29 protein-coding genes and 1 other RNA gene are annotated in these 25,319 nt (G+C 57.6%); 12 read left to right on the top strand and 18 right to left on the bottom strand.

Annotated features, from left to right (window positions below; all coding sequences use genetic code 11):
* Positions 1-28: 28 nt before the first annotated feature.
* From ftsL to rsmI, 5 genes are all read right to left on the bottom strand, one after another.
* A complete protein-coding gene (gene ftsL, locus VCA57_RS10620; protein WP_411184986.1) occupies positions 29-322 on the bottom strand; it encodes a cell division protein FtsL in 294 nt (97 codons plus the stop codon).
* Complete coding sequence (rsmH, locus tag VCA57_RS10625) at positions 319-1,260, bottom strand: 16S rRNA (cytosine(1402)-N(4))-methyltransferase RsmH (protein WP_411184987.1); 942 nt, start codon at positions 1,258-1,260, stop codon at positions 319-321. The genes ftsL and rsmH overlap by 4 nt, the downstream gene beginning before the upstream one ends.
* A 2-nt stretch (positions 1,261-1,262) precedes the next feature.
* Positions 1,263-1,718, bottom strand: coding sequence for a division/cell wall cluster transcriptional repressor MraZ (mraZ, locus tag VCA57_RS10630; RefSeq protein ID WP_411184988.1), 456 nt, complete (start codon positions 1,716-1,718; stop codon positions 1,263-1,265).
* Positions 1,719-2,027: 309 nt separating this feature from the next.
* Positions 2,028-2,386: RNase P RNA component class A (gene rnpB / locus VCA57_RS10635), an RNA gene on the bottom strand.
* Positions 2,387-2,427: 41 nt separating this feature from the next.
* Entirely contained in the window at positions 2,428-3,270 is an 843-nt protein-coding gene (rsmI, locus tag VCA57_RS10640; RefSeq protein WP_411185027.1) for a 16S rRNA (cytidine(1402)-2'-O)-methyltransferase, read from the bottom strand.
* A gap of 155 nt (positions 3,271-3,425) precedes the next feature.
* Here rsmI and VCA57_RS10645 point away from each other — a divergent pair, with 155 nt between their 5' ends.
* From VCA57_RS10645 to VCA57_RS10660, 4 genes are read left to right on the top strand one after another with little or no spacing between them, the layout of a single operon-like run.
* Positions 3,426-5,237 (top strand): penicillin-binding protein activator, encoded by a 1,812-nt coding sequence (locus VCA57_RS10645; RefSeq protein ID WP_411184989.1) that lies wholly within the window; start codon positions 3,426-3,428, stop codon positions 5,235-5,237.
* Positions 5,234-5,608 (top strand): YraN family protein, encoded by a 375-nt coding sequence (locus VCA57_RS10650; protein ID WP_411184990.1) that lies wholly within the window; start codon positions 5,234-5,236, stop codon positions 5,606-5,608. The genes VCA57_RS10645 and VCA57_RS10650 overlap by 4 nt, the downstream gene beginning before the upstream one ends.
* A 30-nt stretch (positions 5,609-5,638) precedes the next feature.
* Positions 5,639-6,232, top strand: a complete 594-nt coding sequence (locus VCA57_RS10655; protein ID WP_411184991.1) for a phosphoheptose isomerase — start codon at positions 5,639-5,641, stop codon at positions 6,230-6,232.
* Entirely contained in the window at positions 6,229-6,762 is a 534-nt protein-coding gene (locus VCA57_RS10660; protein ID WP_411184992.1) for a BON domain-containing protein, read from the top strand. The genes VCA57_RS10655 and VCA57_RS10660 overlap by 4 nt, the downstream gene beginning before the upstream one ends.
* Before the next feature lie 72 nt (positions 6,763-6,834).
* Here VCA57_RS10660 and VCA57_RS10665 read toward each other — a convergent pair whose 3' ends face one another.
* From VCA57_RS10665 to rplM, 7 genes are all read right to left on the bottom strand, one after another.
* Positions 6,835-7,248 carry a ClpXP protease specificity-enhancing factor gene (locus VCA57_RS10665; protein WP_411184993.1) on the bottom strand — a complete coding sequence of 138 codons (414 nt, stop codon included), beginning with the start codon at positions 7,246-7,248 and terminating at the stop codon, positions 6,835-6,837.
* Positions 7,249-7,263: 15 nt separating this feature from the next.
* On the bottom strand, positions 7,264-7,881 hold the full coding sequence (locus VCA57_RS10670) for a glutathione S-transferase N-terminal domain-containing protein (protein ID WP_411184994.1): 618 nt from the start codon (positions 7,879-7,881) through the stop codon (positions 7,264-7,266).
* A gap of 164 nt (positions 7,882-8,045) precedes the next feature.
* Entirely contained in the window at positions 8,046-8,828 is a 783-nt protein-coding gene (locus VCA57_RS10675) for a cytochrome c1 (protein ID WP_411184995.1), read from the bottom strand.
* A complete protein-coding gene (locus VCA57_RS10680; protein ID WP_411185028.1) occupies positions 8,828-10,039 on the bottom strand; it encodes a cytochrome b in 1,212 nt (403 codons plus the stop codon). Before VCA57_RS10680 ends, VCA57_RS10675 begins: the two co-directional genes overlap by 1 nt.
* A complete protein-coding gene (petA, locus tag VCA57_RS10685; RefSeq protein ID WP_411184996.1) occupies positions 10,039-10,632 on the bottom strand; it encodes a ubiquinol-cytochrome c reductase iron-sulfur subunit in 594 nt (197 codons plus the stop codon). Before petA ends, VCA57_RS10680 begins: the two co-directional genes overlap by 1 nt.
* 256 nt (positions 10,633-10,888) lie before the next feature.
* Positions 10,889-11,281, bottom strand: coding sequence for a 30S ribosomal protein S9 (rpsI, locus tag VCA57_RS10690; protein ID WP_090249150.1), 393 nt, complete (start codon positions 11,279-11,281; stop codon positions 10,889-10,891).
* A 14-nt stretch (positions 11,282-11,295) separates the two neighbouring features.
* Entirely contained in the window at positions 11,296-11,724 is a 429-nt protein-coding gene (gene rplM, locus VCA57_RS10695; RefSeq protein WP_090249152.1) for a 50S ribosomal protein L13, read from the bottom strand.
* Between the two features lie 248 nt (positions 11,725-11,972).
* On the opposite strand from rplM, the gene VCA57_RS10700 reads away from it, so the two are divergent.
* On the top strand, positions 11,973-13,010 hold the full coding sequence (locus VCA57_RS10700) for an NADP(H)-dependent aldo-keto reductase (protein WP_411184997.1): 1,038 nt from the start codon (positions 11,973-11,975) through the stop codon (positions 13,008-13,010).
* 68 nt (positions 13,011-13,078) lie between these two features.
* On the opposite strand, the gene VCA57_RS10705 is transcribed toward VCA57_RS10700, so the two are convergent.
* Positions 13,079-14,215 (bottom strand): acyl-CoA dehydrogenase family protein, encoded by a 1,137-nt coding sequence (locus VCA57_RS10705; RefSeq protein WP_411184998.1) that lies wholly within the window; start codon positions 14,213-14,215, stop codon positions 13,079-13,081.
* Between the two features lie 239 nt (positions 14,216-14,454).
* On the opposite strand from VCA57_RS10705, the gene VCA57_RS10710 reads away from it, so the two are divergent.
* Complete coding sequence (locus tag VCA57_RS10710) at positions 14,455-15,360, top strand: GlxA family transcriptional regulator (RefSeq protein ID WP_411185029.1); 906 nt, start codon at positions 14,455-14,457, stop codon at positions 15,358-15,360.
* 120 nt (positions 15,361-15,480) lie between these two features.
* Positions 15,481-16,446, top strand: a complete 966-nt coding sequence (locus VCA57_RS10715; RefSeq protein ID WP_411184999.1) for a hypothetical protein — start codon at positions 15,481-15,483, stop codon at positions 16,444-16,446.
* 61 nt (positions 16,447-16,507) lie between these two features.
* Here VCA57_RS10715 and VCA57_RS10720 read toward each other — a convergent pair whose 3' ends face one another.
* The 3 genes from VCA57_RS10720 to VCA57_RS10730 form a co-directional block, all read right to left on the bottom strand.
* On the bottom strand, positions 16,508-16,684 hold the full coding sequence (locus VCA57_RS10720; RefSeq protein ID WP_411185000.1) for a DUF6435 family protein: 177 nt from the start codon (positions 16,682-16,684) through the stop codon (positions 16,508-16,510).
* A gap of 165 nt (positions 16,685-16,849) precedes the next feature.
* Positions 16,850-17,476, bottom strand: a complete 627-nt coding sequence (locus VCA57_RS10725) for a PolC-type DNA polymerase III (protein WP_411185001.1) — start codon at positions 17,474-17,476, stop codon at positions 16,850-16,852.
* A gap of 3 nt (positions 17,477-17,479) precedes the next feature.
* Complete coding sequence (locus VCA57_RS10730; protein WP_411185002.1) at positions 17,480-17,959, bottom strand: NYN domain-containing protein; 480 nt, start codon at positions 17,957-17,959, stop codon at positions 17,480-17,482.
* A 133-nt stretch (positions 17,960-18,092) separates the two neighbouring features.
* Between VCA57_RS10730 and VCA57_RS10735 the strand changes: the two genes are divergently transcribed.
* The gene (locus VCA57_RS10735) at positions 18,093-18,755 is read left to right on the top strand and encodes a hypothetical protein (protein ID WP_411185003.1); all 663 of its coding nucleotides are present in this window, start codon (positions 18,093-18,095) and stop codon (positions 18,753-18,755) included.
* Between the two features lie 69 nt (positions 18,756-18,824).
* Here the strand turns inward: VCA57_RS10735 and VCA57_RS10740 are convergent, their stop codons facing one another.
* Both VCA57_RS10740 and hrpB read right to left on the bottom strand, forming a co-directional pair.
* Positions 18,825-19,670, bottom strand: coding sequence for an SDR family oxidoreductase (locus VCA57_RS10740; RefSeq protein WP_411185004.1), 846 nt, complete (start codon positions 19,668-19,670; stop codon positions 18,825-18,827).
* A gap of 112 nt (positions 19,671-19,782) precedes the next feature.
* The gene (gene hrpB / locus VCA57_RS10745) at positions 19,783-22,332 is read right to left on the bottom strand and encodes an ATP-dependent helicase HrpB (RefSeq protein WP_411185005.1); all 2,550 of its coding nucleotides are present in this window, start codon (positions 22,330-22,332) and stop codon (positions 19,783-19,785) included.
* Positions 22,333-22,498: 166 nt separating this feature from the next.
* Between hrpB and VCA57_RS10750 the strand changes: the two genes are divergently transcribed.
* The 4 genes from VCA57_RS10750 to VCA57_RS10765 all read left to right on the top strand — a co-directional run bounded on the left by VCA57_RS10750 (position 22,499) and on the right by VCA57_RS10765 (position 25,257).
* Entirely contained in the window at positions 22,499-22,918 is a 420-nt protein-coding gene (locus tag VCA57_RS10750) for a polyribonucleotide nucleotidyltransferase (RefSeq protein ID WP_411185007.1), read from the top strand.
* 204 nt (positions 22,919-23,122) lie between these two features.
* Entirely contained in the window at positions 23,123-23,989 is an 867-nt protein-coding gene (locus VCA57_RS10755) for a cation diffusion facilitator family transporter (protein ID WP_411185030.1), read from the top strand.
* Positions 23,990-24,394: 405 nt separating this feature from the next.
* The gene (locus tag VCA57_RS10760; protein WP_411185008.1) at positions 24,395-24,874 is read left to right on the top strand and encodes an Lrp/AsnC family transcriptional regulator; all 480 of its coding nucleotides are present in this window, start codon (positions 24,395-24,397) and stop codon (positions 24,872-24,874) included.
* Between the two features lie 179 nt (positions 24,875-25,053).
* Entirely contained in the window at positions 25,054-25,257 is a 204-nt protein-coding gene (locus VCA57_RS10765; RefSeq protein WP_411185009.1) for a DUF2788 domain-containing protein, read from the top strand.
* The last annotated feature ends 62 nt before the right edge of the window (positions 25,258-25,319 follow it).

Here is a 25,319-nt window from a genome sequence, read left to right on the forward strand (position 1 = left end):
CAAGGGTAGAGTGCGCCCTCAAGACCGATCACGGAGCCACCATGCGCACTTCAGCCGCATCAGGGATGCGCATGCCTAGGCGCTCGCTGGCCAAAGCCTCAATGCGGTTATGGGCAGTCCAGGTGCTTTGCTCAAGAATCAGCCGGCCCCATTCAGCCTGTGCTTTGTCACGTACGCTCAGTTCGGCATACAGGTCATTGAGCAACTGCCGGTTCCAATGCGCGCTGTAGGAAACGCTTACGGCAGAAACCAGCACAGCCAGGAATAACAACAGCATCAACAAGCTGCCGCCTGGCAATGGCTTGGTGAAGAGCGCGCTCATCGCAGCTTCTCCGCAATGCGCATCACAGCACTGCGCGAGCGCGGATTAGCCTGCAACTCGGCCTCAGAGGCAAATACTGGTTTGCCGATCAACTTTAAACGCGGCTCAAAAGCCTTCGGAATAATCGGCAGGTCGCGCGGCAGCTTGTCCATCTCACCCTTGGCATGCTTGCGCATAAAGAGTTTGACGATGCGATCTTCCAGCGAGTGGAAACTGATCACCACCAGGCGACCACCCACTTCAAGGTTTTCCAGAGCCGCATCAAGGCCAAGCTCCAAATCACCTAGTTCGTTATTGATATAAATGCGCAGCCCTTGGAAGGCGCGAGTAGCTGGATTCTTGCCCTTTTCCCAGGCCGGATTGGCCACGGTCAGTACTTGAGCCAAATCGGCTGTGCGCTCGAACGGCTGCTCCGCACGACGCAGCACCACGGCACGCGCCATACGTTTGGCAAAGCGTTCTTCGCCGTACTCTTTGAACACCCGGGCAATTTCTTCCTCAGCGGCGCTGGCAATAAACGCGGCGGCACTGACACCGGCATCCGGGTTCATACGCATATCCAGCGGGCCGTCATGCATAAAGCTAAAGCCGCGATCGGCATCATCGAGCTGCGGCGAAGACACGCCTAAGTCCAGCAGAATGCCGCTGACCTTGCCGCCCAGACCGCGCAGTGCAAGCTCCTCAGCCTGCTCGGCAAAGCTGCGCTGCACAACGACAAAGCGGCCGTCTTCGGCCGCTAGCGCATTTCCCGTGGCAATTGCCAGGGGATCTTTGTCGAACCCTAGCAAGCGGCCGTCTGGGCCGAGCTTTTCCAAGATCAGCCGGCTATGCCCGCCACGACCGAAGGTACCGTCCAGATAGCAACCATCCGCGCGCACAGCCAGCCCTTCGACGGCCTCGTCGAGCAGCACAGTGATGTGGCGAAAATTGCTAGTCATGGTCACAGAATCAAGTCACGTAAGTCGTCGGACAGAGCACCCGGTTGCTTGATCGCGGCCAAATCGGCATCGGCCACAGCATTCCAAGCGTCCTCATCCCACAATTGAAATTTATTGAGCTGACCTACCAGCATCGCGCGCTTATCCAGCTTGGCGTAGTCACGCAAACGCGGCGGCACCAGGAAACGACCACTGGCATCCAACTCAAGGTCAACAGCATTGCCGATCAGCAAACGCTGCAGGCGGCGGTTTTCTTCACGAAAAGAGGCGAGCTCACGAAGCTTGGCTTCAATCAGCTCCCACTCGGCCAGCGGGTAAACACAGAGGCAAGGGTCGATGGCATCAATCGTCACGATAAGCTGGCCGGCACAACGCGACACGAGCTCGTCCCGATACCGACTTGGCATCGCGAGTCGCCCTTTGGCGTCGAGACTGATGGCGTTAGCTCCGCGAAACACGACTGCGCTTCCCCTTTTTATTAGCTATCCATGCCTAAAAAACCCACTTTGTGCCACTTCCTACCACCCGCGCACACTATAGGAACGCACGCCCCCCACCGTCAAGGCACGCAAGAACGGAAAAACCCTTACAGATCGGCAATTTAGCGCATCAAATCGAATGCAAAGACACAGCTCGCGCAGAAGCAAACAGACAAAAAACAGCATTAACAAGAAGCTGAGCTTCAAACTTAATGTGCTTTGTGAAGAGCTGGCATTTTCAGGTCGTGAAGCGCGGGGGGATAAACGGTCGCATGAAGCGTAAGAAAGGTGGAGAGTCGATCTGTAAGCCGGGTTCTGTCGAGGACAGTCATTCCTCTACGACGTACATCACTGCACGTCTTTAGCAACCTACCCGGTTCCAGCGCGGGCCACGCCAATGGAACCCTATTTGGTCTTGCTCCGAGTGGGGTTTGCCTAGCCACGAACTGTTACCAGTCGCGCGGTGCGCTCTTACCGCACCTTTTCACCCTTACCGGCACCGAAGCGCTTAGGCGGTTATTTTCTGTGGCACTTTCCGTAGGCTCACGCCTCCCAGGCGTTACCTGGCACTCCGCCCTATGGAGCCCGGACTTTCCTCCCCCGCATTTCGCAGAACGAAACACGGCAGCGACTGTCCGATCGACTCTCCGCCGGCAAGATTAACGGCACGCGCCTTATAGAACAAGGCTTAAAGGTCTTTCTGCTGCTCCAAAGCCACTTGGTAGAGCAAGTTCTTGCGCACCCCGGTGATCTCCGCCGCCAGGGCCGCTGCACGTTTGAGCGGCATTTCTACAAGCAACAGATTCAATACGCGAAGCGCTTCTGAGCTGACCGCTTCTTCACCCTCGGGCGCCTGCCAGCCGGCCACCAACACCACGCACTCACCGCGCTGCTGATTACTGTCGGCCGCCACCCATACCGCCAACTCAGCCAGCGGCAGCCCTTTGAGCGTTTCGAAGGTCTTGGTCAGTTCACGCGCCAGCAACGCAGGGCGCTCATCGCCAAATACCTCCTGCATATCCTGCAGGCACTCAAGAATGCGATGTGGCGCTTCATAGAAGATAAGTGTGCGCGGCTCTTCCTTTACCTGCTCAAGCCGAGCACGCCGCCCTGCAGCCTTGGCAGGAAGAAAGCCCTCAAAGATAAAACGATCCGACGGCAAACCTGCAGCGGACAACGCCGCAATCAGCGCACAAGCTCCCGGTACCGGCACCACTGCAACACCGGCAGCGCGAGCCTGGCGGACCAGGTGATAACCCGGATCGGAAATCAACGGCGTACCCGCATCAGAGATCAGCGCCACATCGTCACCAGCTAGCAACCGCGCCAAAAAGCGCCCTCCCTGATCACGCTCATTGTGTTCATGACAGGCTGCCAATGGTGTGCCGATGCCGAAGTGCTGCATCAGCCGCGCCGAATGACGGGTATCTTCTGCTGCGATAAGGGCCACGCTGCGCAGGATATTCAGCGCCCGCGCACTGATGTCATCGAGGTTGCCAATAGGGGTAGCAACCACATAAAGACTGCCCAAAGGCGAATTCGCAGCAGCGGAAGTGGTCACAGCACAGGCCTCTCAAAATCAGCAAAGCGCGCATTGTAGCCCGTTTCCAACCATCAACATCGCGTCACCCTGCTGGCTTGGGTACAATTCGACACTCAATTTGATCAAGTATCAGGAACGCTTACATGATCGCCTGCCTGCGCCCCATCTCCGCTCTCTGCCTTGCCGGCCTGCTCGCTGCTTGCGCCAACCAGCCGTCATCGACCCTGGGCGAGCTACCACGCACGCCGCAAGCCACTATCGAACAGCTGCTACAGCAAGCAGCGGACAGCACTAACGAACAAGCCGCACCACTGCGCCTGTCGGCTGCCGACCTGGCTTACACACAAAAGAACTTTTCCCGCGCCAGCAAGATTCTCGAACAAGTACAGCTAGAAAATCTAAAGCCAGCCCAGCAGATATACGCCAGCACGCTGCGCGCCGAACTGGACATGCGCAACGACAACCCCAAAGCCGCCCTGCGCGCCCTGAGCCACCCGAGCATGGAACGCCTCGGTGAGCTGCCGGTTGAACAGCAAGTGCGCAGCCAACTGGTACGCGCCGAGGCCCTACAAGCTGACGGCCAGACGTTAGCCGCTGCGCGTGAGCGGGCCTTTATTGCCCCGCTACTTAACGGCGCAAGCGCCACGCAGAACCATGAAACCATCTGGAGCCTCGTTTCAAGCCTGCCACTGAATGAACTACAAGCCAGCGGCGATGCAGACCTCGACGGCTGGCTGGAACTGGCCCGCGCATCCAAAAGCGCAAGCACGCTGGAACAGCAACAAGCCGCTATTGACGACTGGATTGCCAAAAACCCACAGCACCCTGCAGCCCAACAGTTGCCGCAAGCCCTGGTAGAACTGAAAAAAATCTCCAGCGAGCCACTGCACGAAATCGCCCTACTACTCCCGCTGGAAGGCCAACTGGCCAGCGTTGCCCGCGCACTGCGCGACGGCTTCCTAGCAGCGCATTACCAAGCTCAGCAAGCGGGGCAGAACCCACCTAACATTCAGGTTTTTGACAGCTCACGCATTGGCTCAATGGATGTGTTCTACGCCCAAGCACAGGCCGCTGGCGCGCAACTAGTCATTGGCCCGCTGGAAAAAAATCTGGTCAGCCAACTAAGCAGCCGTGAACAGCTACCAATCACCACGCTTGCCCTGAACTACAGCGAAAACACCCAAGAAGGCCCGGCCCAGCTATTCCAATTTGGCCTGGCTGCTGAAGACGAAGCACGCGAAGTGGCTCGCCGCGCCTGGGACGATGGCATGCGCCGCGCGGTAGCCTTAGTACCTGCTGGCGATTGGGGCAATCGCGTACTAGCCGCCTTCCGTCAGAGCTGGCAAGCCAAAGGCGGCACACTCATCGCCGCCGAGCACGTTGACCAGCCTGTGGAACTGGCCCAGCAAATCGCCGACCTTTTCCAGCTGCGCAAAAGCGAAGCCCGCGGTAAACGCCTACAGAACACCCTAGGCAGCGAAGTGGCAGCGGCACCTTCGCGCCGCCGCGACGTAGACTTCATCTTTCTAGCGGCGACGCCACAGCAAGCGCAGCAAATCAAACCGACACTGGCCTTCCAGTACGCTGGAGATGTGCCGGTTTACGCCACCTCGCACCTGTTTACCGGCATCTACAACCAAGCCCAGTACATCGACCTGAACGGCATCATGTTCTGCGAAACGCCTTGGCTACTGAACGTCAACGACCCGCTGCGCCAGCAAGCCACCACGCAATGGCCGCAGGCTGGTGGCAGCCTTGGCCGCCTGTATGCCATGGGGGCCGATGCTTACCTGCTAGCACCACGCCTGAATCAGCTCAAAGCCCTGCCCGACACTCACCTGGAAGGCCTCTCTGGCAACCTGAGCATGAACTCGACGCAACGCATTGAGCGACAACTGCCTTGGGCCGAGTTCCGTGACGGCCAAGTTCAACCCCTGCCAGAACGCATCAATTGAGCGAACGCATCAGCACCCAGCAACGCGGCGATGCTGCCGAAGCACTAGCACGGCAGCATCTTGAGCAGCACGGCCTACGCCTACTGGCGCAGAACTGGCGCTGCCGCCTCGGCGAGCTTGATCTGGTCATGCTCGACGCCGATACAGTAGTATTCGTAGAGGTTCGCTATCGGCGCTATAGCGCTTGGGGCGGCGCAGCTGAAAGTGTAGATGCGCGCAAACGTGAGAAGCTTAGTCGCGCCGCCCAGCATTTCCTGCAACAAGAATCGCGCTGGGCCAAGCACCCATGCCGCTTTGATGTGATTGCCATAAACGCTGACAGCCAAGCCCCGGCGAGACTGGACTGGATTCAAAACGCCTTTGATACCTGAACAGAAGCCACACTGAAGGTTATATCTCCAATGGATATGCAAGCCCGTATTCGCCACCTGTTCCAAGCCAGCATTGAAACCAAGCAGCAGGCTATGGAAGTGCTAATTCCCTTTATTGAGCAAGGCAGCAACGCCATGGTCCAGGCCCTGCTCAGTGAAGGCAAGATCCTCTCCTGCGGCAATGGCGGCTCAGCTGGCGACGCCCAGCACTTTTCCTCAGAGCTGCTTAACCGCTTTGAACGCGAGCGCCCTAGCCTACCCGCTATCGCCCTGACCACCGACAGCTCAACTATCACCTCGATTGCCAACGACTACAGCTATAACGAGGTGTTCTCCAAACAAATTCGCGCACTCGGACAACCCGGCGACGTGCTGCTGGCAATTTCTACCAGCGGCAATTCAGCCAACGTCATCCAGGCCATCCAGGCCGCCCACGACCGCGAGATGACCGTGGTTGCTCTCACCGGTCGCGATGGTGGTGGCATGGCCTCACTGCTGCTTCCCGAGGACGTAGAGATACGCGTCCCCTCGAAAGTTACCGCACGCATCCAGGAGGTCCACCTGCTGGCCATCCACTGCCTGTGCGACCTGATCGACAGCCAACTGTTTGGGAGTGAAGAATGACCCGCTCACCACTGATCCTTGCCGCCCTCGCATTGACCCTCACCCTCGCCGGCTGCGGTAATCGCAGCGTCGGCAACAAGATCGATGACCAATTCATCGACCCAGAGGTCAGCTCCAACGTTGAGCGCGCGCACATCGACCTGACCAGCCCCACATCGCATATCGTGGTCACCAGCTACAACGGCATAGTCCTGCTGGCCGGCCAGACCCCACGCAGCGACCTAAAGGCCATGGCCGAACAGGCTGCGCGCCGAGTCAATAACGTAAAGAAAGTACACAACGAACTGCAAGTACTGCAGCCAACCTCGCTACTGGTACGCAGCAACGACTCACTGCTGACCACCCGCATCAAGACGCAGATGCTCGCTGACAGCGCAGTACCCGGCACGCGCATCAAAGTAATCACCGAGAACGGCATCGTTTACATGCTCGGCCTGGTCTCACAGTCCGAAGCCAACCACGCCACGAGCTTGGTACAAAGCGTATCGGGCGTGCAAAAGGTGGTAAAACTGTTCCAGTACACCAACTGATTGCGATAGCCCATAGAGCCACCGCAACCACGACAAGTAATAAAAAAGGCGATCCTAGGATCGCCTTTTTTATTACTTGACCACTTTCAAACTAGGCCTGCCACTGGGGCGTGGCGGCTCGTCGGTAGGCGGATCCTGGTCATCAGGATCATCAATCTGCGCATCATCGAGCATTGATGGCTCTGCATCAAACACCATACCCTGGCCATTTTCCCGCGCATAAATCGCCAGCACTGCAGCCGCCGGGATATATAAGCTTTGCGGCACACCAGAAAAGCGGCCCTCAAAGCTAACTGCCTCGTTATCCATATGCAGATGACGCACAGCAGTGGGTGACACATTGAGGACAATCTGCCCATCACTGGCAAAGCCAGCGGGAACCTGAACACCAGCAAACTCGGAATTCACCAAAAGGTGCGGGGTACAGTCGTTGTCCACCATCCACTCATAGAGGGCGCGCACTAGATAAGGACGGCTCGATTTCATGGCTACCTCCTAGGATTAACGCATATCACGTTCAATAAGCGACAGGCTTGCTTGAAACGCCTCACGGGCAAACTGGCGATCCATATAATCAAGCAGCGGCTTGGCCGGTTTTGGCAACTCTATCCCCAGAATGGGTAAACGCCAAAGAATCGGCAGCAGACAGCAATCGACCAAACTCAATTCGTCACTGAGGAAATACGACTTATCGGCAAACAGTGGCGAAACACCGGTTAAGCTTTCGCGCAATTCCTTACGCGCCAGCGCACGCGCCGGCTCCTTACTACGCGAATCAAGAATCAGATCAACCTTCGCACACCAGTCGCGCTGAATGCGATGGATCAGCAGGCGACTGTTCGCCCTGGCCACCGGATAAACAGGCAACAGCGGTGGATGCGGGTAGCGCTCATCCAGATATTCCATTACCACAGTTGACTCATACAGCGCCAAATCACGATCGACCAACGTTGGCAAACTGGCATAGGGATTAACCTCAATCAGCCTGGCCGGATAGCGATCCTTCTCGACACTGATGATTTCGGCGCTGACACCCTTCTCGGCGAGCACAATACGTACGCGGTGGGAATAGTGGTCGGCGGGGTCGGAGTAACAGGCCAACCGATTGGTCACGCCCATGGCGGTCCTCCTCGCTTATAAAGTTATATGAAGCAGAAAAAATTGCCTGGAGCAATTTTTGACGTCGCTGGCGACGGCCCCGTAGGGGTGGCCGCCAGGGATGGCAGGGTTCAAAACCTGCGCGCCCAAAGGGGCGCGCAGGTCAACAGCGGAGATGCAAAGAATTAATGCACGTCCTTCCAGTATTCGCGCTTGAGCAGATAGGCGAACACGAAGAAGAAGGCAAGATACAGCAGAACGTAGGTACCGATACGCTGACTTTGCAATTTGACTGGATTGGCTGAGTAAGCGAGGAAGGTCACCAGGTTCTTGATCTTCTCATCGAACTCTTCAGCATTTAGCTGGCCAGTCTTAGGCTCAACCACCAACTGATCACAAGCCTCATGAGTAATCGGTGTGCCGGTCAGTGGGTCGAACAGCTTCTTGCCATCCTCAACCACTTGTACCTGCTTACAACCCATGTACTGACGCCCCTGCAAGCCCACCAACACGTTTGGCATGCCCACATTCGGGAACACCAAGTTGTTAGCACCCAATGGGCGCGCAGGATCTTCATAGAAGGTATGCAGATAGGTGTACAACCAGTCATTACCACGCACACGAGCAACCAAGGTCAGATCAGGCGGAGCAGCGCCGAACCAAGCTTTGGCATCAGATGGCTGCATGCCGATCTTCATGTGATCGCCAATCTTGGCGTCATTAAAAACTAGGTTATCCAGCATAACCTCATGCGGAATACCCAAGTCATTCGCGACGCGCTCGTAACGTTGGAATTTGGCGCTGTGGCAACCCATGCAATAGTTAGCGAAGGTTCGCGCACCATCCTGCAAGGCAACCTTGTCGGTCAGATCGATATCAACCTTGTCCAAGGGATGCTCAACACCACCGGATGCAAAAGCCAAACCTGGCAGAAGCGCAATAATTAGTGCTGCAAAATGCTTTTTCATCAGCCCGTCACCCTTTCCGGAACCGGTTTGGTTTTTTCCATCCTGGTGTAGAACGGCATCAGGATGAAATACGCGAAGTACAGGAAGGTACATACCTGCGACAACAGCGTACGACCCGGAGTCGGAGCCAGAACCCCAAGAACACCAAGAATTACGAAGGAAATGCAGAACACCAGCAACCAGATCTTGCTCATCCAGCCCTTGTAGCGCATGGACTTAACCGGGCTACGATCAAGCCAAGGCAGGACGAACAACACAGCAATTGCCGCGCCCATGGCAATTACGCCGAGCAGCTTGTCCGGCACCGCACGCAAAATCGCGTAGAACGGCGTGAAATACCAAACAGGGGCAATGTGTGCAGGTGTCTTGAAGGAGTTAGCCACTTCAAAGTTCGGCTTCTCGAGGAAATAACCACCCATTTCCGGGAAGAAGAAGATCACGAAGCAGAAGATAAACAGGAACACTACAACACCGACAATGTCTTTCACGGTGTAGTAGGGGTGGAAAGCGATGCCATCCAGAGGGATGCCGTTCTCGTCTTTCTTTTTCTTGATATCAACGCCATCAGGGTTGTTGGAGCCGACCTCATGCAGAGCCAGGATATGCAGCACAACCAGGCCAAGAATAACAATTGGCAGAGCAACCACGTGCAGGGCGAAGAAGCGGTTCAGGGTAATCCCGGAAATCAGGTAGTCACCACGAATCCACTGAGTTAGGTCCGCACCGACTACCGGAATGGCACCAAACAGCGAGATGATCACCTGGGCACCCCAGTAGGACATCTGGCCCCACGGCAGCAGATAACCCATAAAGGCTTCAGCCATCAGCATCAGATAGATCAGCATGCCGAAGATCCACACCAACTCGCGCGGCTTCTGATAGGAGCCGTAGAGCAGGCCACGGAACATGTGCAGATACACCACGATAAAGAATGCCGAAGCACCTGTGGAGTGCATGTAACGCAGAATCCAGCCGTACTCAACATCACGCATGATGTATTCGACCGAAGCAAACGCCTCTTCAGCCGACGGGGTATAGCTCATGGTCAACCAGACACCGGTAACGATCTGATTCACCAGCACCAGCAAAGCCAGGGAGCCGAAGAAGTAGAAGAAGTTGAAGTTCTTTGGCGCGTAGTACTTGGAGAGATGGTCTTCCCACATTTTGGTCGCTGGGAAGCGTGCATCGACCCATTCCATGAATTTACTCATCATGCTTGCTCCTGATCCACACCGATGATGATCACGGCATCCGTCTCATACGTATGCGGCGGTACCGGCAGGTTCAAGGGCGCAGGCTGAGCCTTGTACACACGACCTGCGAGGTCATAACGCGAACCATGGCACGGGCAGAAATAACCACCCACCCACTCAGCACCCAGATCAGCAGGTGCCACTTCCGGACGGAAGGAAGGCGAACAACCCAAGTGAGTACATAGACCTACCAGCAGCAACACTTCCGGCTTGATCGAGCGGGTTTTCGGATCAACGTAGCTTGGCTGCACAGACGCCTTGGAATCGAAATCAGCCAACTGGCCTTCGATTTTCACCAAGTTACTGAGAATCTCCTCAGTACGACGCACGATAAACACCGGCTGTCCCCGCCACTCTGCAACCATTTGCTGGCCAGGCTCAATTTTGCTGACGTTCACCTTAACGGGTGCTCCGGCAGCTTTAGCCTTGGCGCTTGGGAACCAGGATCCCACGAACGGGACCGCGGCACCCACCGCTCCTGCAGCGCCCACCACAGAGGTGGCCGCTACCAGAAAGCGACGCCGGCCTGCATTCACGCCGTCATTGCTCATTCAGTCGTCTCCCATCAGCTTTATGGCCTGTTGGTCAGGCCTATACTAGGTAAAAATCGAGTCGCGCAAAAAATTTGCCAAATGGTAAAGAAAAGCCCCTCTACTGACAAGGTAATTACCCACACAGAGCGGACGCAACCCCTTACAAATCAGGCCGTACATAGATGTGGCATGATGCCGCAGAGCAAATAATCACCCATAAAAAACGCCCAGCTCCGAAAGGAAACTGGGCGTTTTCTTGAACGTAGGTAGCGAATTAACGCTTGGAGTACTGCGGACGCTTACGCGCTTTACGCAGACCAACCTTTTTACGTTCAACTTCACGGGCATCGCGAGTCACGAAGCCAGCTTTACGCAGTGCAGGACGCAGAGCTTCGTCGTAATCCATCAGGGCGCGAGTGATACCGTGGCGGATTGCGCCAGCCTGACCACTTACACCGCCACCGATAACAGTAACGAAGATATCGAACTTTTCAGTCATCTCAACCAGCTCCAGCGGCTGACGAACTACCATGCGGGCAGTTTCGCGACCGAAGAAACCGTCAAGAGTACGGTTGTTGATGGAGATCTTGCCAGTACCAGCACGCAGGAAAACGCGAGCGGTTGCAGTCTTGCGACGGCCAGTGCCGTAATTTTGAGTCGCCGACATAATGAACTATTCCGTTAAAACTTCAGTTCTTGGGGCTGCTGAGCAGTGTGGGGGTGAGCAGCGCCCGCATACACTTTCAGCTTACGATACATGTCGCGACCCAGCGGGTTCTTAGGCAGCATGCCTTTAACCGCGGTCTCGATCACGCGCTCAGGAGCTTTAGCGATCAGCTTTTCAAAGTTGATCGACTTAATGCCGCCCGGGAAACCGGAGTGGGAGTAGTACATCTTGTCAGTGGTCTTGGCACCGGTAACGCGAATCTGCTCAGCGTTGATGATGACGATGTAGTCGCCAGTATCAACGTGCGGAGTGTATTCAGGCTTGTGCTTGCCACGCAGACGGCTTGCAACTTCGGTAGCCAGACGACCCAGGGTCTGACCTGCAGCGTCGACGACAAACCAGTCGCGCTTAACTGTTTCCGGTTTAGCAGTAAAAGTTTTCATTCTTTATAGCCTCAGGGGCCGCCCTGATAAATAAGACGGCGGATCTTACTGAATAGTGCGTGCTTTGACAAGGTCAAAGGCAGCCGAAAACAGGCGCTATCGGGGGCTCGGGTCAGCGCGACCGTAATACGGCAAGATTCTTCGGCAGGCGGCGCATCACTTCCACTGCAGAAAGAGGTGCGCAATTATGCAGATTGCGCTGAGAATATCAACACGATTATGCCAACAGGTACTTTAAGGAGCTTGCAATGGATTACCGCCAACTCGGCCGCACCGATATCAAGGTCAGCAGCCTGTGCCTCGGCACGATGACCTGGGGCGAGCAAAACAGCGCCAGCGAAGGTTTTGCCCAAATCGAACGCGCCAAAGCCTACGGCGTGAATTTTATCGACACGGCCGAAATGTACCCTGTGCCGCCACGCGCGGAGACCTACAGCAAAACTGAACAAATCATTGGCGATTACTTCAAACAACGTGGCGACCGCGCCGACTGGGTGCTGGCCAGCAAGATTGCCGGCCCAGGCAACGGCATCAGCCATATTCGCGACGGCCAGCTCAAACACAACCGCGCGCATATCGTTGCCGCACTGGACGCCAGCCTAAAACGCCTGCAGACCGACTGGATCGACTTGTATCAACTGCACTGGCCCGAGCGACCGACCAATTACTTCGGCCAACTCGGCTACCGCCACCAGGACAACGAGTTCACCCCTATAGAAGAAATCCTGGAGGCACTCGACGAGCAGGTCAAAGCGGGCAAGATCCGCCATATCGGCCTGTCTAACGAAACACCATGGGGCACGATGAAGTTCCTGCATCTGGCCGAGCAACGCGGCTGGCCGCGCAGCGTATCGATTCAAAACCCCTACAACCTACTCAACCGCAGCTTCGAAGTGGGCTTGGCAGAAATTGCCATCCGTGAGCAATGCGGCCTGCTGGCCTACTCGCCCCTAGCCTTTGGCATGCTCAGCGGCAAATACGCAGACGGCGCACGCCCGGCGAATGCACGCATTAGTTTATTCAGCCGCTTCACCCGCTACACAAACCCAGAGACGGAAACGGCTTGCGCACGCTATGTCGCCCTGGCGCGCGAACATGGTCTTGACCCGGCGCAAATGGCACTGGCCTTCGTCACGGCACAACCCTTCGTTACCAGCAACATCATCGGTGCGACTAACCTGGAACAATTGGAAAGTAATCTGACCAGCAGCGAGCTGACGCTCCCTACAGAGGTACTGGCTGGTATCGAGGCAATTCACAAGACCCAACCCAATCCCGCCCCCTAAGCAAGATTAGCCATACAAAAACGCCGCAATTGCCATTGGCATTGCGGCGTTTTTCATTCAGTTCGCGACTACAGTGAGCGGGCAATAATTTCTTTCATAATCTCGTTGGTCCCCGCGTAGATGCGCTGCACTCGCGCATCCGCCCAAGCACGTGCGACTGGGTACTCCCACATATAACCGTAGCCACCGTGCAGCTGCACGCATTCATCCAACACCTTGCACTGCAGGTCTGTGCCCCAGTACTTGAGCATGGCTGCCGTTGGCACATCCAGCTTGCCTTGCAGATGCAGCTCCAGACAGCGATCAAGAAACACGCGGCCGATCTGAATTTCGGTGGCCATCTCTGCCAGCTTGAAGCGAGTGTTCTGAAAATCCGCCACAGACTTGCCGAATGCCTTGCGCTCGCGGGTGTAGTCCAGCGTCCAGCGCAACGCCGCTTCCGCCGAAGACAGCGCACCAATACCCACCGTCAGGCGCTCCTGCGGCAACTCCTGCATCAAGTAAGCGAAGCCCATGCCTGCCTGACCGAGCAGGTTTTCCTTGGGCACACGCACATCCTGGAAGAACAGCTCGGAGGTGTCCTGAGCCTTCATGCCGACTTTTTCCAGGCGCTTACCCTTAGAGAAGCCCGGCGTGCTGGCCTCAACCAAAAACAGACTAGTGCCTTTGGCGCCAGCTTTCGGGTCGGTCTTGGCCACCACAACCACCAGGTCTGCCAGAAAACCATTGGTGATAAACGTCTTCGAGCCGTTGATCACGTAATCATCGCCGTCCAGCACGGCAGTGGTTTTCACGCCCTGCAGATCAGAACCGGCCCCGGGCTCAGTCATAGCGATAGCCGTGACCATCTCGCCGGACACCAGCTTGGGCAGGTAATGCTGCCTCTGCGCCTCACTGCCGTAATGCAGGATGTACGGCGCCACGATATCGGAGTGCAGCGAGAAGCCAATGCCGGTTAGCCCCAGGCGCCCCACCTCCTCGATCACCACAGTGCTGTAGAGGAAGTCCGCCGCCATGCCGCCGTATTCTTCCGGAATATGCGAGCAGAGCATGCCGGCCTCCCCGGCCTTATTCCACAGCGCCCGATCGATGTGACCGTCTTTCTCCCACTGCGAATGGAAAGGCACAGCTTCCTGCTCAAGAAACTTGCGCACGCTATCGCGAAACTGTTCGTGCTCGGAGCTGAAAAGCGTTCTGGGAATCATGGCGACACCTGTTGACGGGCTAACGTTTAAGTGAACCCGACTTTAGCCAAGCAAACGCTTGGTTACACTGGACACACACGCCAAAAAATAAGACGATCCAGCCAGCTCATGACCACTTAGCCTTAATAAGAACAATATCTATGCCTATCCAGTCACTAGCACCCCTGCATCGCGTCAGCATTCTTGCCACCGAAGGCGTGCTCGCCTCGACCCTGATGCAAGCCAAAGACTTCTTCCACATGGCCAGCCTGCGCTATGGCAAACAACAAGGCTTAGGACTGACAACAACCTTCGAAATCCACTTGGTCAGCCCGGACGGCCAACCCGTACGCAGCTTCAGTGATGTACTGATTCCGGTAGATGGCGCACTGGCGGATGCCGACGTAATCATCCTGCCCGCTTTCTGGGGGGACTTTGACGCCCTGTGCCAACACTACCCACAGGTACTCACCTGGCTGAAACAACGCCACGCGGCTGGTAGCGCGATCTGTGGCGAGGCTACCGGAGTGTTCTGGATGGCCCAGGCAGGTCTACTCGACGGCAAGGAAGCCACCACCTATTGGCGTTTTTTCAACGAGTTTGCCGAGCGTTTCCCCAAGGTGCTGCTGAACCAGGAAAAACACCTGTCAGACGCCGACAACCTTTACTGTGCCGGCGGCACCACCTCGGCCTGCGACCTGTACATCTATCTGATTGAACGCTTCTGCGGTGCCAGTGTGGCCCAGGGTGTTGCCCGCGATATTCTCTATGAAGTGCAGCGCAACTATGCCCCTGGACGCATCGGCTTTGGCGGACAGAAGCTGCACCACGACATGACCATCCTGCAGATCCAACAGTGGCTGGAAGATCACTTCGCCGATAAATTCCGCTTCGAGGATGTGGCCCGCGAACACGGCATGAGCATTCGCAACTTTATGCGCCGTTTTCAAACCGCCACCGGCGACAAGCCACTGCATTACCTACAACGCCTACGCATCGAAACCGCCAAAGGGCTGCTCAGCGCCACCCGCAAGAGCATCAAAACAATCAGCTATGAAGTGGGGTACGACGACGCCAGCTTCTTCGCCAGACTGTTCCGTCAGCACACAGAACTGTCACCGAATCAGTACCGTCGGCAGTTCCAGCACAAGGACAACCATGCTTAAGACCGGCATACGCGCCCAATAACCCAACTAAAAAGCAGCGGACTCATCCTTGGATAGGTGGGACACAAACGCTAGCGTTCTATGATCTGGGCATACATACAACAACAATCAGGTCCCACCATGCGTCGCACTTTTATTGCCCTACTTGCCGCCTGTAGTTTCAGTGCTGTAGCCGCTGACAACTGGAACCCCTTCCCTTACGACCAAAGCGCCTACGACTACTCGGGCGACAAGCTTCGCCAGGCCTGGCCGCAACTAACCCGCGGCTTTGGTTCCGACTACCCCTTCCCCGACGCCGAATGGGTAATAAACATGGCTACCAGCTACCCACAAGCGCTGGAGAAAACCGTACTGGCCAATACCGGCTTTACCGGTAAGCCGGAAGAAGCCAAGGTATACGCTGAGAAATTGCAGGATGTCTGGCGCTTGACGTTCCGTGGCGACTTCGCCGAAGCGAAGCAACAGGGACTGGCGCTGGGCATTGGCGGCCAGGTGCCAGCGATGCTAGCTCAAGTGGTGTACGCCATGTTTCTAGTCCCCGACCAGGCCGAGAAGCACAAACTACTGGAAGAAGTGATCAGCTACACCGACCAGGCTGGCGAGCTGGTACAAGCAGATACCGTGGCTCAATTCGGCCGTATTTACGCTAAAGCGCGCCTGGGCGAAGAGCTTTCAGTGCCGGTAGTGCTCAAGCGCGGCTACACCTCGCAAATCCCCGAAGAACTCAATGCCCTGCTCGCCAAACATCCGCAGCAGCCTTACGCCTTGGCGCTGTATGGCGGCTATGAAGCTGGAGTGATCCGCAAGGTTGGCAAGTTAGTCGGACGCATGACCTATGGGGTCAGCGCCGACAAAATGGAGAAGTACTTCAGCAGTAGCTTCAAGGCCCAGGACAACCTGCCCATCGGCCATTATGAATATGCCAACGCCCTGACCTACGTGTATGGCGACGATGAACAGGCTAAAGCCTTGCAACACCTCAAGCTCGCCGTGGCGATCAAACCGATCAACGCCATGGAAGCACTGGAAGTGGCCCAAGCGAAGAAGATGCTCGCCCAGTACGAGCAGAAGCTGGCGAATAATTGAACGCACGCAGAAATGCAAAAGGCTGCCCTAGGCAGCCTTTTTTATTTCCCCGCGATGCTTATCAGGGCTTGGCGCGCTCCAGCGGCTCAAGCTGGGCCCACAGCTCCTGCGCCTCCTCGCTCAACGTGGCATAACTGCGGATATCACCATTGCGCTGAGCGAGCATGGCCTCTTCCAATTTGGCGCTGTATTGCTTGCGCAGCTTTTTTACGGGATCGCTTTTAAACAAACCGAACATGCTTGATGCCTCTGCCGAGAAGACGCAGGGATATGCGCCCGACCAGCTTAATCCAGCCATGCCATCAGCTCGGCTTACAGATGTAACAAGCTGCTAGGGTCTGTTGCCGTTTCATCGCGAGCCGCGTTGCCGCGAGTGAAACGGCAACAGCCCCTGGGCTTTACTTCAGCCAAACGCGTGATCGCGGATTTTCTGCAAGGCTTGCGACATCTTGGCTGCCGGCACCCGCTGCAGGTTGCACAGCAACTCATGGGAAATATCAGCAATCCCGTGGCGCTCACGCAGCAGAGCCGCCATAAAACAGGTCAGATTGGCGGCCATCTCCGCATCGGCCAACGCCCGGTGCGCCTTGCCGGTATCCGGCAGGCCGGCCCAGCGATTGAGGTTGCCCAATTTGTGGCTGGGAGCCAGTGGCAGCAAACGCCGCGACAACAACAAGGAACAAGCAAACGGCTGTACCCGACGACGACGGATCAGCGCTAACTCGGCATCCCAGAACTTCTGGTCGAAGCTGGCGTTATGCGCCAGCAGCGGGCGCTCGCCGACAAACTCGGCGACTTCCTGCATCACCTGCGCGGCAGGCGGCGCGCTGCGCAGCATGGCGTTGCTGATACCCGTGAGCTGCTCAATAAACGGCGGCACCCAGGCACCACTGTTCATCAGGCTCTGATAGCGGGCGACAATCTGCCCGCCCTCGACAATCACCACGCCAATTTCTGTAGCACGGGCCTGCTGGGCCGGTGACATACCAGTGGTTTCAAAGTCGAGTACAGCGATGGAATCGGCAAGCATTAATCAATTTCTCAACAGCAATGCGCCGTCGATCGGCACATAGCGACTGGCTGCGCGTACCAGCGATTGCGCGGTCAGCCCCGGCACGCCATAGGCAACAGCCTCGACGCCATGGCTGCTGCGGATTTTCTCCAGCAGCAGATCAAAATCGCCATCGCCCGAGGCCAGCACCACTTCATCCACGCGTGGCGCGGCGTCCATGATGTCGATGGTAATGCCGACATCCCAATCGCCCTTGGCCGAACCGTCGCTACGCTGGATATAGGGTTTGAGCTTTACGGTAAAACCGAGGTTACGCAGGATCTGCTGAAACTGCTGTTGCTTATGATCCCCCCGATCGATGGCATAGGCATAGGCTTCCACAATCTGCCCGCGTTGGCTGATATCAGCCCACAACGCGGCGTAGTTGAAGTGGCAAGCATAGGCCTGCCGCACCGTGTAATAGAGGTTCTGTACATCGGCGAATACGGCGATCTTCTTCACCGGCAATCCTCATAGCAGGGCATAAGCGCTGGGCAGTATGCCAGAAGGTGAACCCTTGCAGAGCCGGCATCAATTGGAGCACCCGAGATCAATCGGCTAGAGTGGCGGCTGCCCTCCTCAATGCGCACCTGCCATGACCCCGCTCTCTGTATTACGTGATTCCTGGTACTTCTTCAGCCACAACCTGCCGGCCATCACCCGCCTATGCCTGCCACTGATCATCCTCGAAGGCGTGTTGCTACAACAGGTCAGCAGCTTGGCGGCGGATGAATCGGCGGCCACATGGCGATTATTGGCAGGGCTGCTGTTCTACCCGCTGTACAGCGCAGCACTGATTCTGTTCCTCGACGCACGCAGCAATGGCTTGCAGCCACGCGGCCTTGACCTGCTGGCCGCGGGCCTACGCCTGTGGCCTAGCTTTGCCCTGCTGACAGGCCTTAACACCCTGGCAATTCTGCTTGGCGCGTCCTTGTTTGTTCTGCCGGGGCTCTGGCTGATGGTCAAACTGGCATTTGCCGAGTACCTGCTGGTACTGCGCGGCCTGAGTCCACTGAAGTCGCTGCATGAAAGTTTCACCATGAGCAGTGGTTACTTCTGGCCCATGCTGACTTGCATCCTGATGGCCATGCTGCCGTTGTGGCTACTCGACGCCTGGATTCAATCCAGCCCACTATTTGCCGAGGGCACGCTGGCCAGTCTGCTGCTGGGCTGCACAAGTCGCTTCCTGCAACTATTCTCAAGCGTCGTGCTGTTTCGCCTATTTATGCTGCGCAGTACCCAGCCTGACGTTGATTAAACCCACCCCAACTGCGCGTGCCATATAGCTTAGCGACCAGCACCCGCCAAACGCGCTACGCCGAGCGCATTAAAACAGCCCACTACGCCGGACTTTCAAACCAGACAAACGCGGCAGCAGCACGCGCTCGAAAACTCGTGGAAAGAACCGCGCCAACACCCGTGCACGCCAGTCGACGTTGGACAGCACCAGCAGCCGACGACGCTTCAACGCACCGCGATAGATTGCCTCAGCAACGTCCTGCGGCGAGGCCACCTTGCCCATGGCCAGCGGCGGTTGCGCAGCCACCGAACCGTCACCCACCAAGGCATTCTTGCGCAGATCAGTAGCGGTAAAGCCGGGGCATACCAGCATCACGTTGACCCCGGAACCTTTCAGCTCATAACGCAGGGTTTCAAACAGCCCATGCAGGGCATGCTTGCTGGCGTTGTAGGCGCTGCGATAAAGCAGCGGGGTAAACCCCGATAGCGAACTGAGCACGATAATCTGCCCGCCCCGGGCAATCAGGCTGGGTAGCGCGGCCTTGGTGCAATGCAGCGCACCGAAGTAGTTGACCGCCATGATCCGCTGGAACACTGCCAACTCAGTATCTGCAAAGCTGCTGCGGTGGGTGATCCCGGCGTTGTTGACCAGTACATCGATACCGCCAAAACGCTCGACAGTCAGCGCCATCGCCCGTTCAACCGCCGCAGCATCGGCCACATCGCAGAGCACGCCAAGGGCTTCGGCATTATGGTGATCGGCCAGGTGTTGCACCAAGCTATCGAGCGCCTGCTGCTGCAGATCAAAGATCACCAGGCGCGCACCGGCCTGAGCCAAACGCATCGCCAGAGCACGACCAATGCCGGCGCAGCCACCCGTAATCACTACCACCTTGCGGTCAAACACCTTATTGGCAAACACCTTGCGGTACATAACCTGCTCCCTGTTACGAAACGCCAGCTACCACACGCCCGTTACTACAGCCTGTTATGCCGACCATCGCAACAGGCAGAAGCGGCCATGTGCAGCCCAGCACAAACTAAGCCTACTTGCGCGGCTTGGCGCGCGCAGTGGGCTCAGCAATTAGCGGATCATCCGGCCAATAGTGCTTGGGATAACGACCCTTGAGGTCTTTCTTTACCTCGGCATAGGTGCTGCGCCAGAAGTTGGCCAAATCTTGAGTCACTTGCACCGGCCGCCGCGCAGGCGACAACAGATGCAGTTTGACCACCTGTCGACCGCCGGCAATACGCGGCGTATCAGCCAAACCAAACAACTCCTGCAGACGCACCGCCAACACCGGTGGTTGCTCGCTGTAATCCAAGCCGATGCGCGAGCCCGAGGGCACCGGCAGGCTACGCGGAGCCAGCTCGTCCAGACGCTGCGGCAGCGGCCAGGGCAGCAGATTGTGGAGGATGCTGGACAAGTCCAGGTTGGCGAAGTGGCTGAGCCGGGTGACGTTATGCAGATAAGGCTGCAACCAGTGTTCCAGGGTTGCCAGCAAGGCAGCATCACTGACCTCCGGCCACTCGCTCGTACCCGTAGCGGCAAGCTCCAACTCGCGCAGCAACGCCACCCGCGCTTGCCACTGGCGCAGCTCCGGCGTCCAGGGCAGCAGTGCCAGGCTTTTACGCTGCACCAGACCAAGCATGGCCTGACTGCGCTGCTGTGCAGTCAGGCCAGTCAGTGCCTCACGCGCCAGCACCAGCTCACCGACTTTGCGCTGGCGCTCGGCCCGCAACGCCCCTTCACGCTCATCCCAATCCAGTACATCCAGGTTGTTGACCTGCTCAGCCAGCACTCCATCGAACAGCAGCGGGTCCAACTCGGCAGCCAAATAGATGCGCTCTTCGCGCTGGCCCTGACGGCTACCCAAATCCGCTACCACCAACCAAGCGTGTTTCATCAAGCCATCGACTTGCGCAAACAGCGCCGCACGACCATTGGCCAGGCGGTACTCCGCGCAGCCTTCACGGCGTTGCTGGGCGATGCGATCCGGGTAGGCGAACGCCAGCAAGGCTCCCAGCCAGCGCGGGTGTTGAGGATCGCTGACGGCCTGCGGGCTGGGCCTACGCTTGAGATAACCCTGAAACTGCCGGGCCAACTGCCGAGCGCGCTGCACCCCACCTCGGGCCGCGCTGCCCTGGCCGCCCCGGGCACCCTGCGACTCACCCGCCAGCAACGCCAACCGACTGTGCAGATCAGCCCCCGCGCCACGCAGAATGTCGCGTTCGCCAAGCAACGCCGCCAGATCACAGGCCAATGGCCCCAGACCGAGCTCCTGACCGCGCAGCAGCAGATGAGCAATACGTGGATGAGTCGGCAGTTCGGCCATCGCCTGGCCGTGAGCGGTCAATTTGCCCTGAGCATCCACCGCGCCCAAGCGCGCCAGCAAATCCAGCGCCTGGGCATAGGCAGCAGCAGGCGGCGGATCAAGCCAAACCAACTCAGCCGGCTGCACACCCCAGCGCACCAACTGCAAGGCCAAACCGGCAAGGTCGGCCTGGAGAATTTCCGCCGTGCCATAGGCAGCCAATTGCTCATGCTGTGCCTGCGACCACAGGCGATAGCAGACGCCCGGCTGCAAACGCCCGGCACGCCCGCCGCGCTGAGTGGCTGAGGCGCGGGAAATGCGCTGGGTGTCTAGGCGAGTCATGCCACTGTTCGGATCAAAACGCGGCACCCGCGCCAGACCGGCATCAATCACCACTCGTACACCGTCGATGGTCAAGCTGGTTTCGGCGATATTGGTCGCCAGCACCACCTTGCGCTGCCCCGCAGGAGCCGGTTCGATGGCCGCACGCTGAGCGCTAAGGTCCAGTTCGCCATGCAGCGGGCAGAGCAGAATATCGCGGCGATCGCGCAAGGCCTCTTCAAGCTGTTCATTAACCCGGCGAATCTCCGCCTGCCCAGGCAGAAACACCAGCACGCTACCTGGCTCATCAGCCAGCGCTTGCAACACCGCCTGTAGCACTTTTGGCTCAAGCCACTCGCCCGTCTGCCAGGGTGCGCCCCAGCGCATGTCCACCGGGAACATCCGCCCTTCACTGCGCAGCACCGGCGCATCGCCCAGCAAACCGGCCAGGCGCTCGCCTTCTAACGTCGCAGACATCAGCAGCACTTTCAGCGGCGGCTCAGCAGAGTCCGCGCCACGCAACATCGCCCGGCCATTCAGGCACAGCGCCAAGGCCAAGTCAGCGTCCAAATTGCGCTCGTGAAATTCATCGAATATCACCAGCCCGACGCCTTCCAAGGCGGGGTCATCCTGCAGACGCCGCGCCAGAATGCCTTCAGTGACCACTTCTATACGCGTACGCGGGCCGACCTTGCTGTCCAGGCGGATACGATAACCGACGGTTTCCCCCACTGCTTCACCCAGCTCGCTGGCCAAGCGTTCTGCCGCCGCACGAGCCGCCAGACGCCGGGGTTCGAGCATGATAATGCTCTGCCCGGCCAGCCAGGGCTGCGTCAACAATGCCAGCGGCACACGGGTAGTTTTACCGGCACCGGGCGGTGCTTCGAGAACCGCCTCGTCACGCTGAGCTAGGGCCTGACACAGTTCGGGTAGCAGCACATCAATAGGCAGGGAATTCATGCGGGCTCCATTCAAGGCGCTCGATTATAACGGCGAACCTGGCAGGTATTCGCGGTGTCTCAGTTGCAGGCGATGATCAACGTAAAATGCAGCGATAGCGCCTGACGCAACGGCATTGCAATACAGGCATTGGTATAGTTGCGCCACTTTTCTATGGAGATGTTCAATGCGCACTCACACCCGCGTCATCGGTGGTCTTCTCGTTGCCACCTTGCTCACTCAACTAACCGCTTGCGGCACCCTGTTCTTTCCAGAGCGTCGTGGCCAGATCGAGGGCCGCATTGACCCAGTGGTAGCAGGACTTAATGCCATCGGCATCCTCTTCTATGTGATTCCCGGGCTAATCGCTTTCGGTATCGACTTCGCCACTGGCGCGATTTATCTACCTGGCGGCCTCACCTCGCAGATTGACCCACAAGACCTGCAGAACCTGGTCGATGCTGATGGCAAGATCGACCCGCTCAAACTCAAGGCGTTGATTGAAGTGCAAACCGGCCACAGCCTACCGCTGGATGACCCGCGCCTGATCCAACACAGCGGCAGTGTCGAGCAGTTGGCCTCTTACGGTTTACGCCCTGCCGCTTAACGGCCAACACGCTGCAGCGCAAGCTGGCCGGCAAGTGGAATGAGTGATGTTAAGAGATAGCCCATAGACGTCACTTGCTTGCCAGACTTGCGCAGTCGTATTACTGGCGTGCGCCCTGCATGGTTATAGTTGTGTAACCACGCCCGCCGTCACAGGCACCTTTCTGGATACTCCGTGAACATATCGCCACAACATGCCCGCCTGATGCGTCTGGCGACCTTCGCCGCCTTGGCTGCGGCACTCACCCTGGCGCTGGCCAAAGCTATTGCCTGGTGGCTCAGTGGCTCGGTCAGCCTGCTGGCTGGCCTGACCGACTCCCTGCTTGATGGGGCCGCTTCGTTGCTCAACCTGATTGCCGTGCACTACGCCCTGCGCCCAGCCGATGACGATCACCGTTACGGTCACGGTAAGGCCGAAGCCCTGGCGGGCCTTGGGCAAGCGTTGTTTATCGGGGCCAGCGCATTGCTGGTTGGTAGTCACGCCATTGACCGCTTGCTGCATCCCGAACCCATTGGCGCTCCTGCCCTGGGTATCGCCGTGATGCTGCTGTCGCTGGTGGTGACCATTGCCCTGCTGATGTTCCAGCACTATGTCGTGCGCCAGACCGGCTCCACGGCGATTCGTGCCGACTCACTGCACTATCGCTCGGACTTGTTGCTCAACAGCAGCATCCTTCTAGCGCTGCTGCTTGCCAGTTACGGCTGGCCACAAATGGACGCCCTCTTTGGCATCGGCATTGCGCTGTATATCTTTTGGAGCGCCATCAGCATCGTCCGCGAAGCCGCAACCGTGCTGATGGATAAAGAGCTCGACCCAGAGATCAGTGAGCAGATGCACAACTTGGCCTGTGCAGTGCCTGGCGTACTGGGAGCCCATGATCTGCGCACGCGCCTGTCCGGGACACACTGGTTCGTTCAGCTGCATGTCGAGCTGCCCGGCGAACTGAGCCTGCAGGAGGCCCACAGCTTGTGCGACCAAGTAGAGAACGCCATTCGCGGTGAATTCCCACGCGCTGAAGTGCTGGTGCATGCCGACCCCAGTAGCGTGGTTAAGCCTGCACCGGCCGCGTAAGGGCAACTAGCAGGCAACAAAAAATTGCCTGGAGCAATTTTTGACGTCGCGCAGCGACGGCCCGCAGGGTGCCCGCCAAGGATGGCGGACACAAAAAAGGGGAAGGCCTGCAGGCCTTCCCCTTTTTTGCGTGTCCGTCATTGTGGCGATGGTAACGCCTTTTCTTCGCCTGCCTGGTTGGGCAGTGCGGACCCGGGAGCCGTGACGATCCGGTGGGATCGGCGGCGACCGCTCACCTGATTGGGCGAGACGGCTGGACATGTCGTCCGGGCCTTGAACTTGGGTAAAGCTTACGCCTGCCAGCGCAGCGAAAAATTGCGAATATTGCTGACATAACTACCACTTGCGCAATTAATAACCCTAAGTGCATGCTAAACAGCAATTAAAAATAAAAGACCTCCAAAAATGAACAAACTTGATCGTTACGACCTAAACATCCTCGCCGAATTACAGCGCGATGCCACGCTGTCTAATCAGGACTTGGCCGAACGCATCGGCCTGTCACCCTCACCCTGCTCGCGCCGGGTCAAACAACTGCAGGATGACGGCTATATCCTCAGCCAGGTCGCCCTGCTCGACCGCAAACAGCTGGGCCTGACGCTTACGGCCTATGTACTAATCGGCATGGACCGACACACGCCGGAACGCTTTGAGCATTTTCAGGAAGAAATCCGCAAATGCCCGGAAGTGCTCGAATGCTGCCTCGTGACCGGCATGGACGCGGACTATCAACTCAAGGTGGTGGTGCCGGACATGGATCACTATCAAAAGCTACTGCTCGGCACGCTGACCCGCATCGAAGGTGTATCCAGCGTGCGCTCCAGCTTCGTCTTGCAGCAAATCCTCTCCAGCACCCAGTTACCGCTGCAGCATTTGCGCAGCTGAGGCCAGCGTTCGACTAAACGCGCATCGCAGCGCAGCAGTGCAAAGGCGTATAATCGCCAGCGTTTTGCTGTGCCTTGTGCGAACCACTCATAAGGGCCTTGTGCCCACACTATAAAATCGCATCGTCCACCTCCTGCCCTGGCTGGCGGCACAGCCTGTTATCGCCAATCGAGGTTGCGATGGAAACCGAAGCGTTTGAAGAACTGATGATGACCGTGCTGGTTGGCGGCCTGGTGCTATTTATGGCGTTTATCGTCTGGGACCTGGCCAAGAAATCCAAGGCAGGTCGCTTCGGCACCATGATTCTGTTCCTGGCCCTGGGTTTGGGCGTACTGGGCTTTATCATCAAAACCTTCGTCATCGCCGGTCTGGAAGGCATCTAACCGCCCCTCCCAACGCAATTAATCCGAGCTGCACAACCATGCGGCGCGGGCAGGCTTTTTTC

Source organism: Pseudomonas sp. (assembly GCF_046581935.1).
GTDB lineage: Bacteria > Pseudomonadota > Gammaproteobacteria > Pseudomonadales > Pseudomonadaceae > Aquipseudomonas.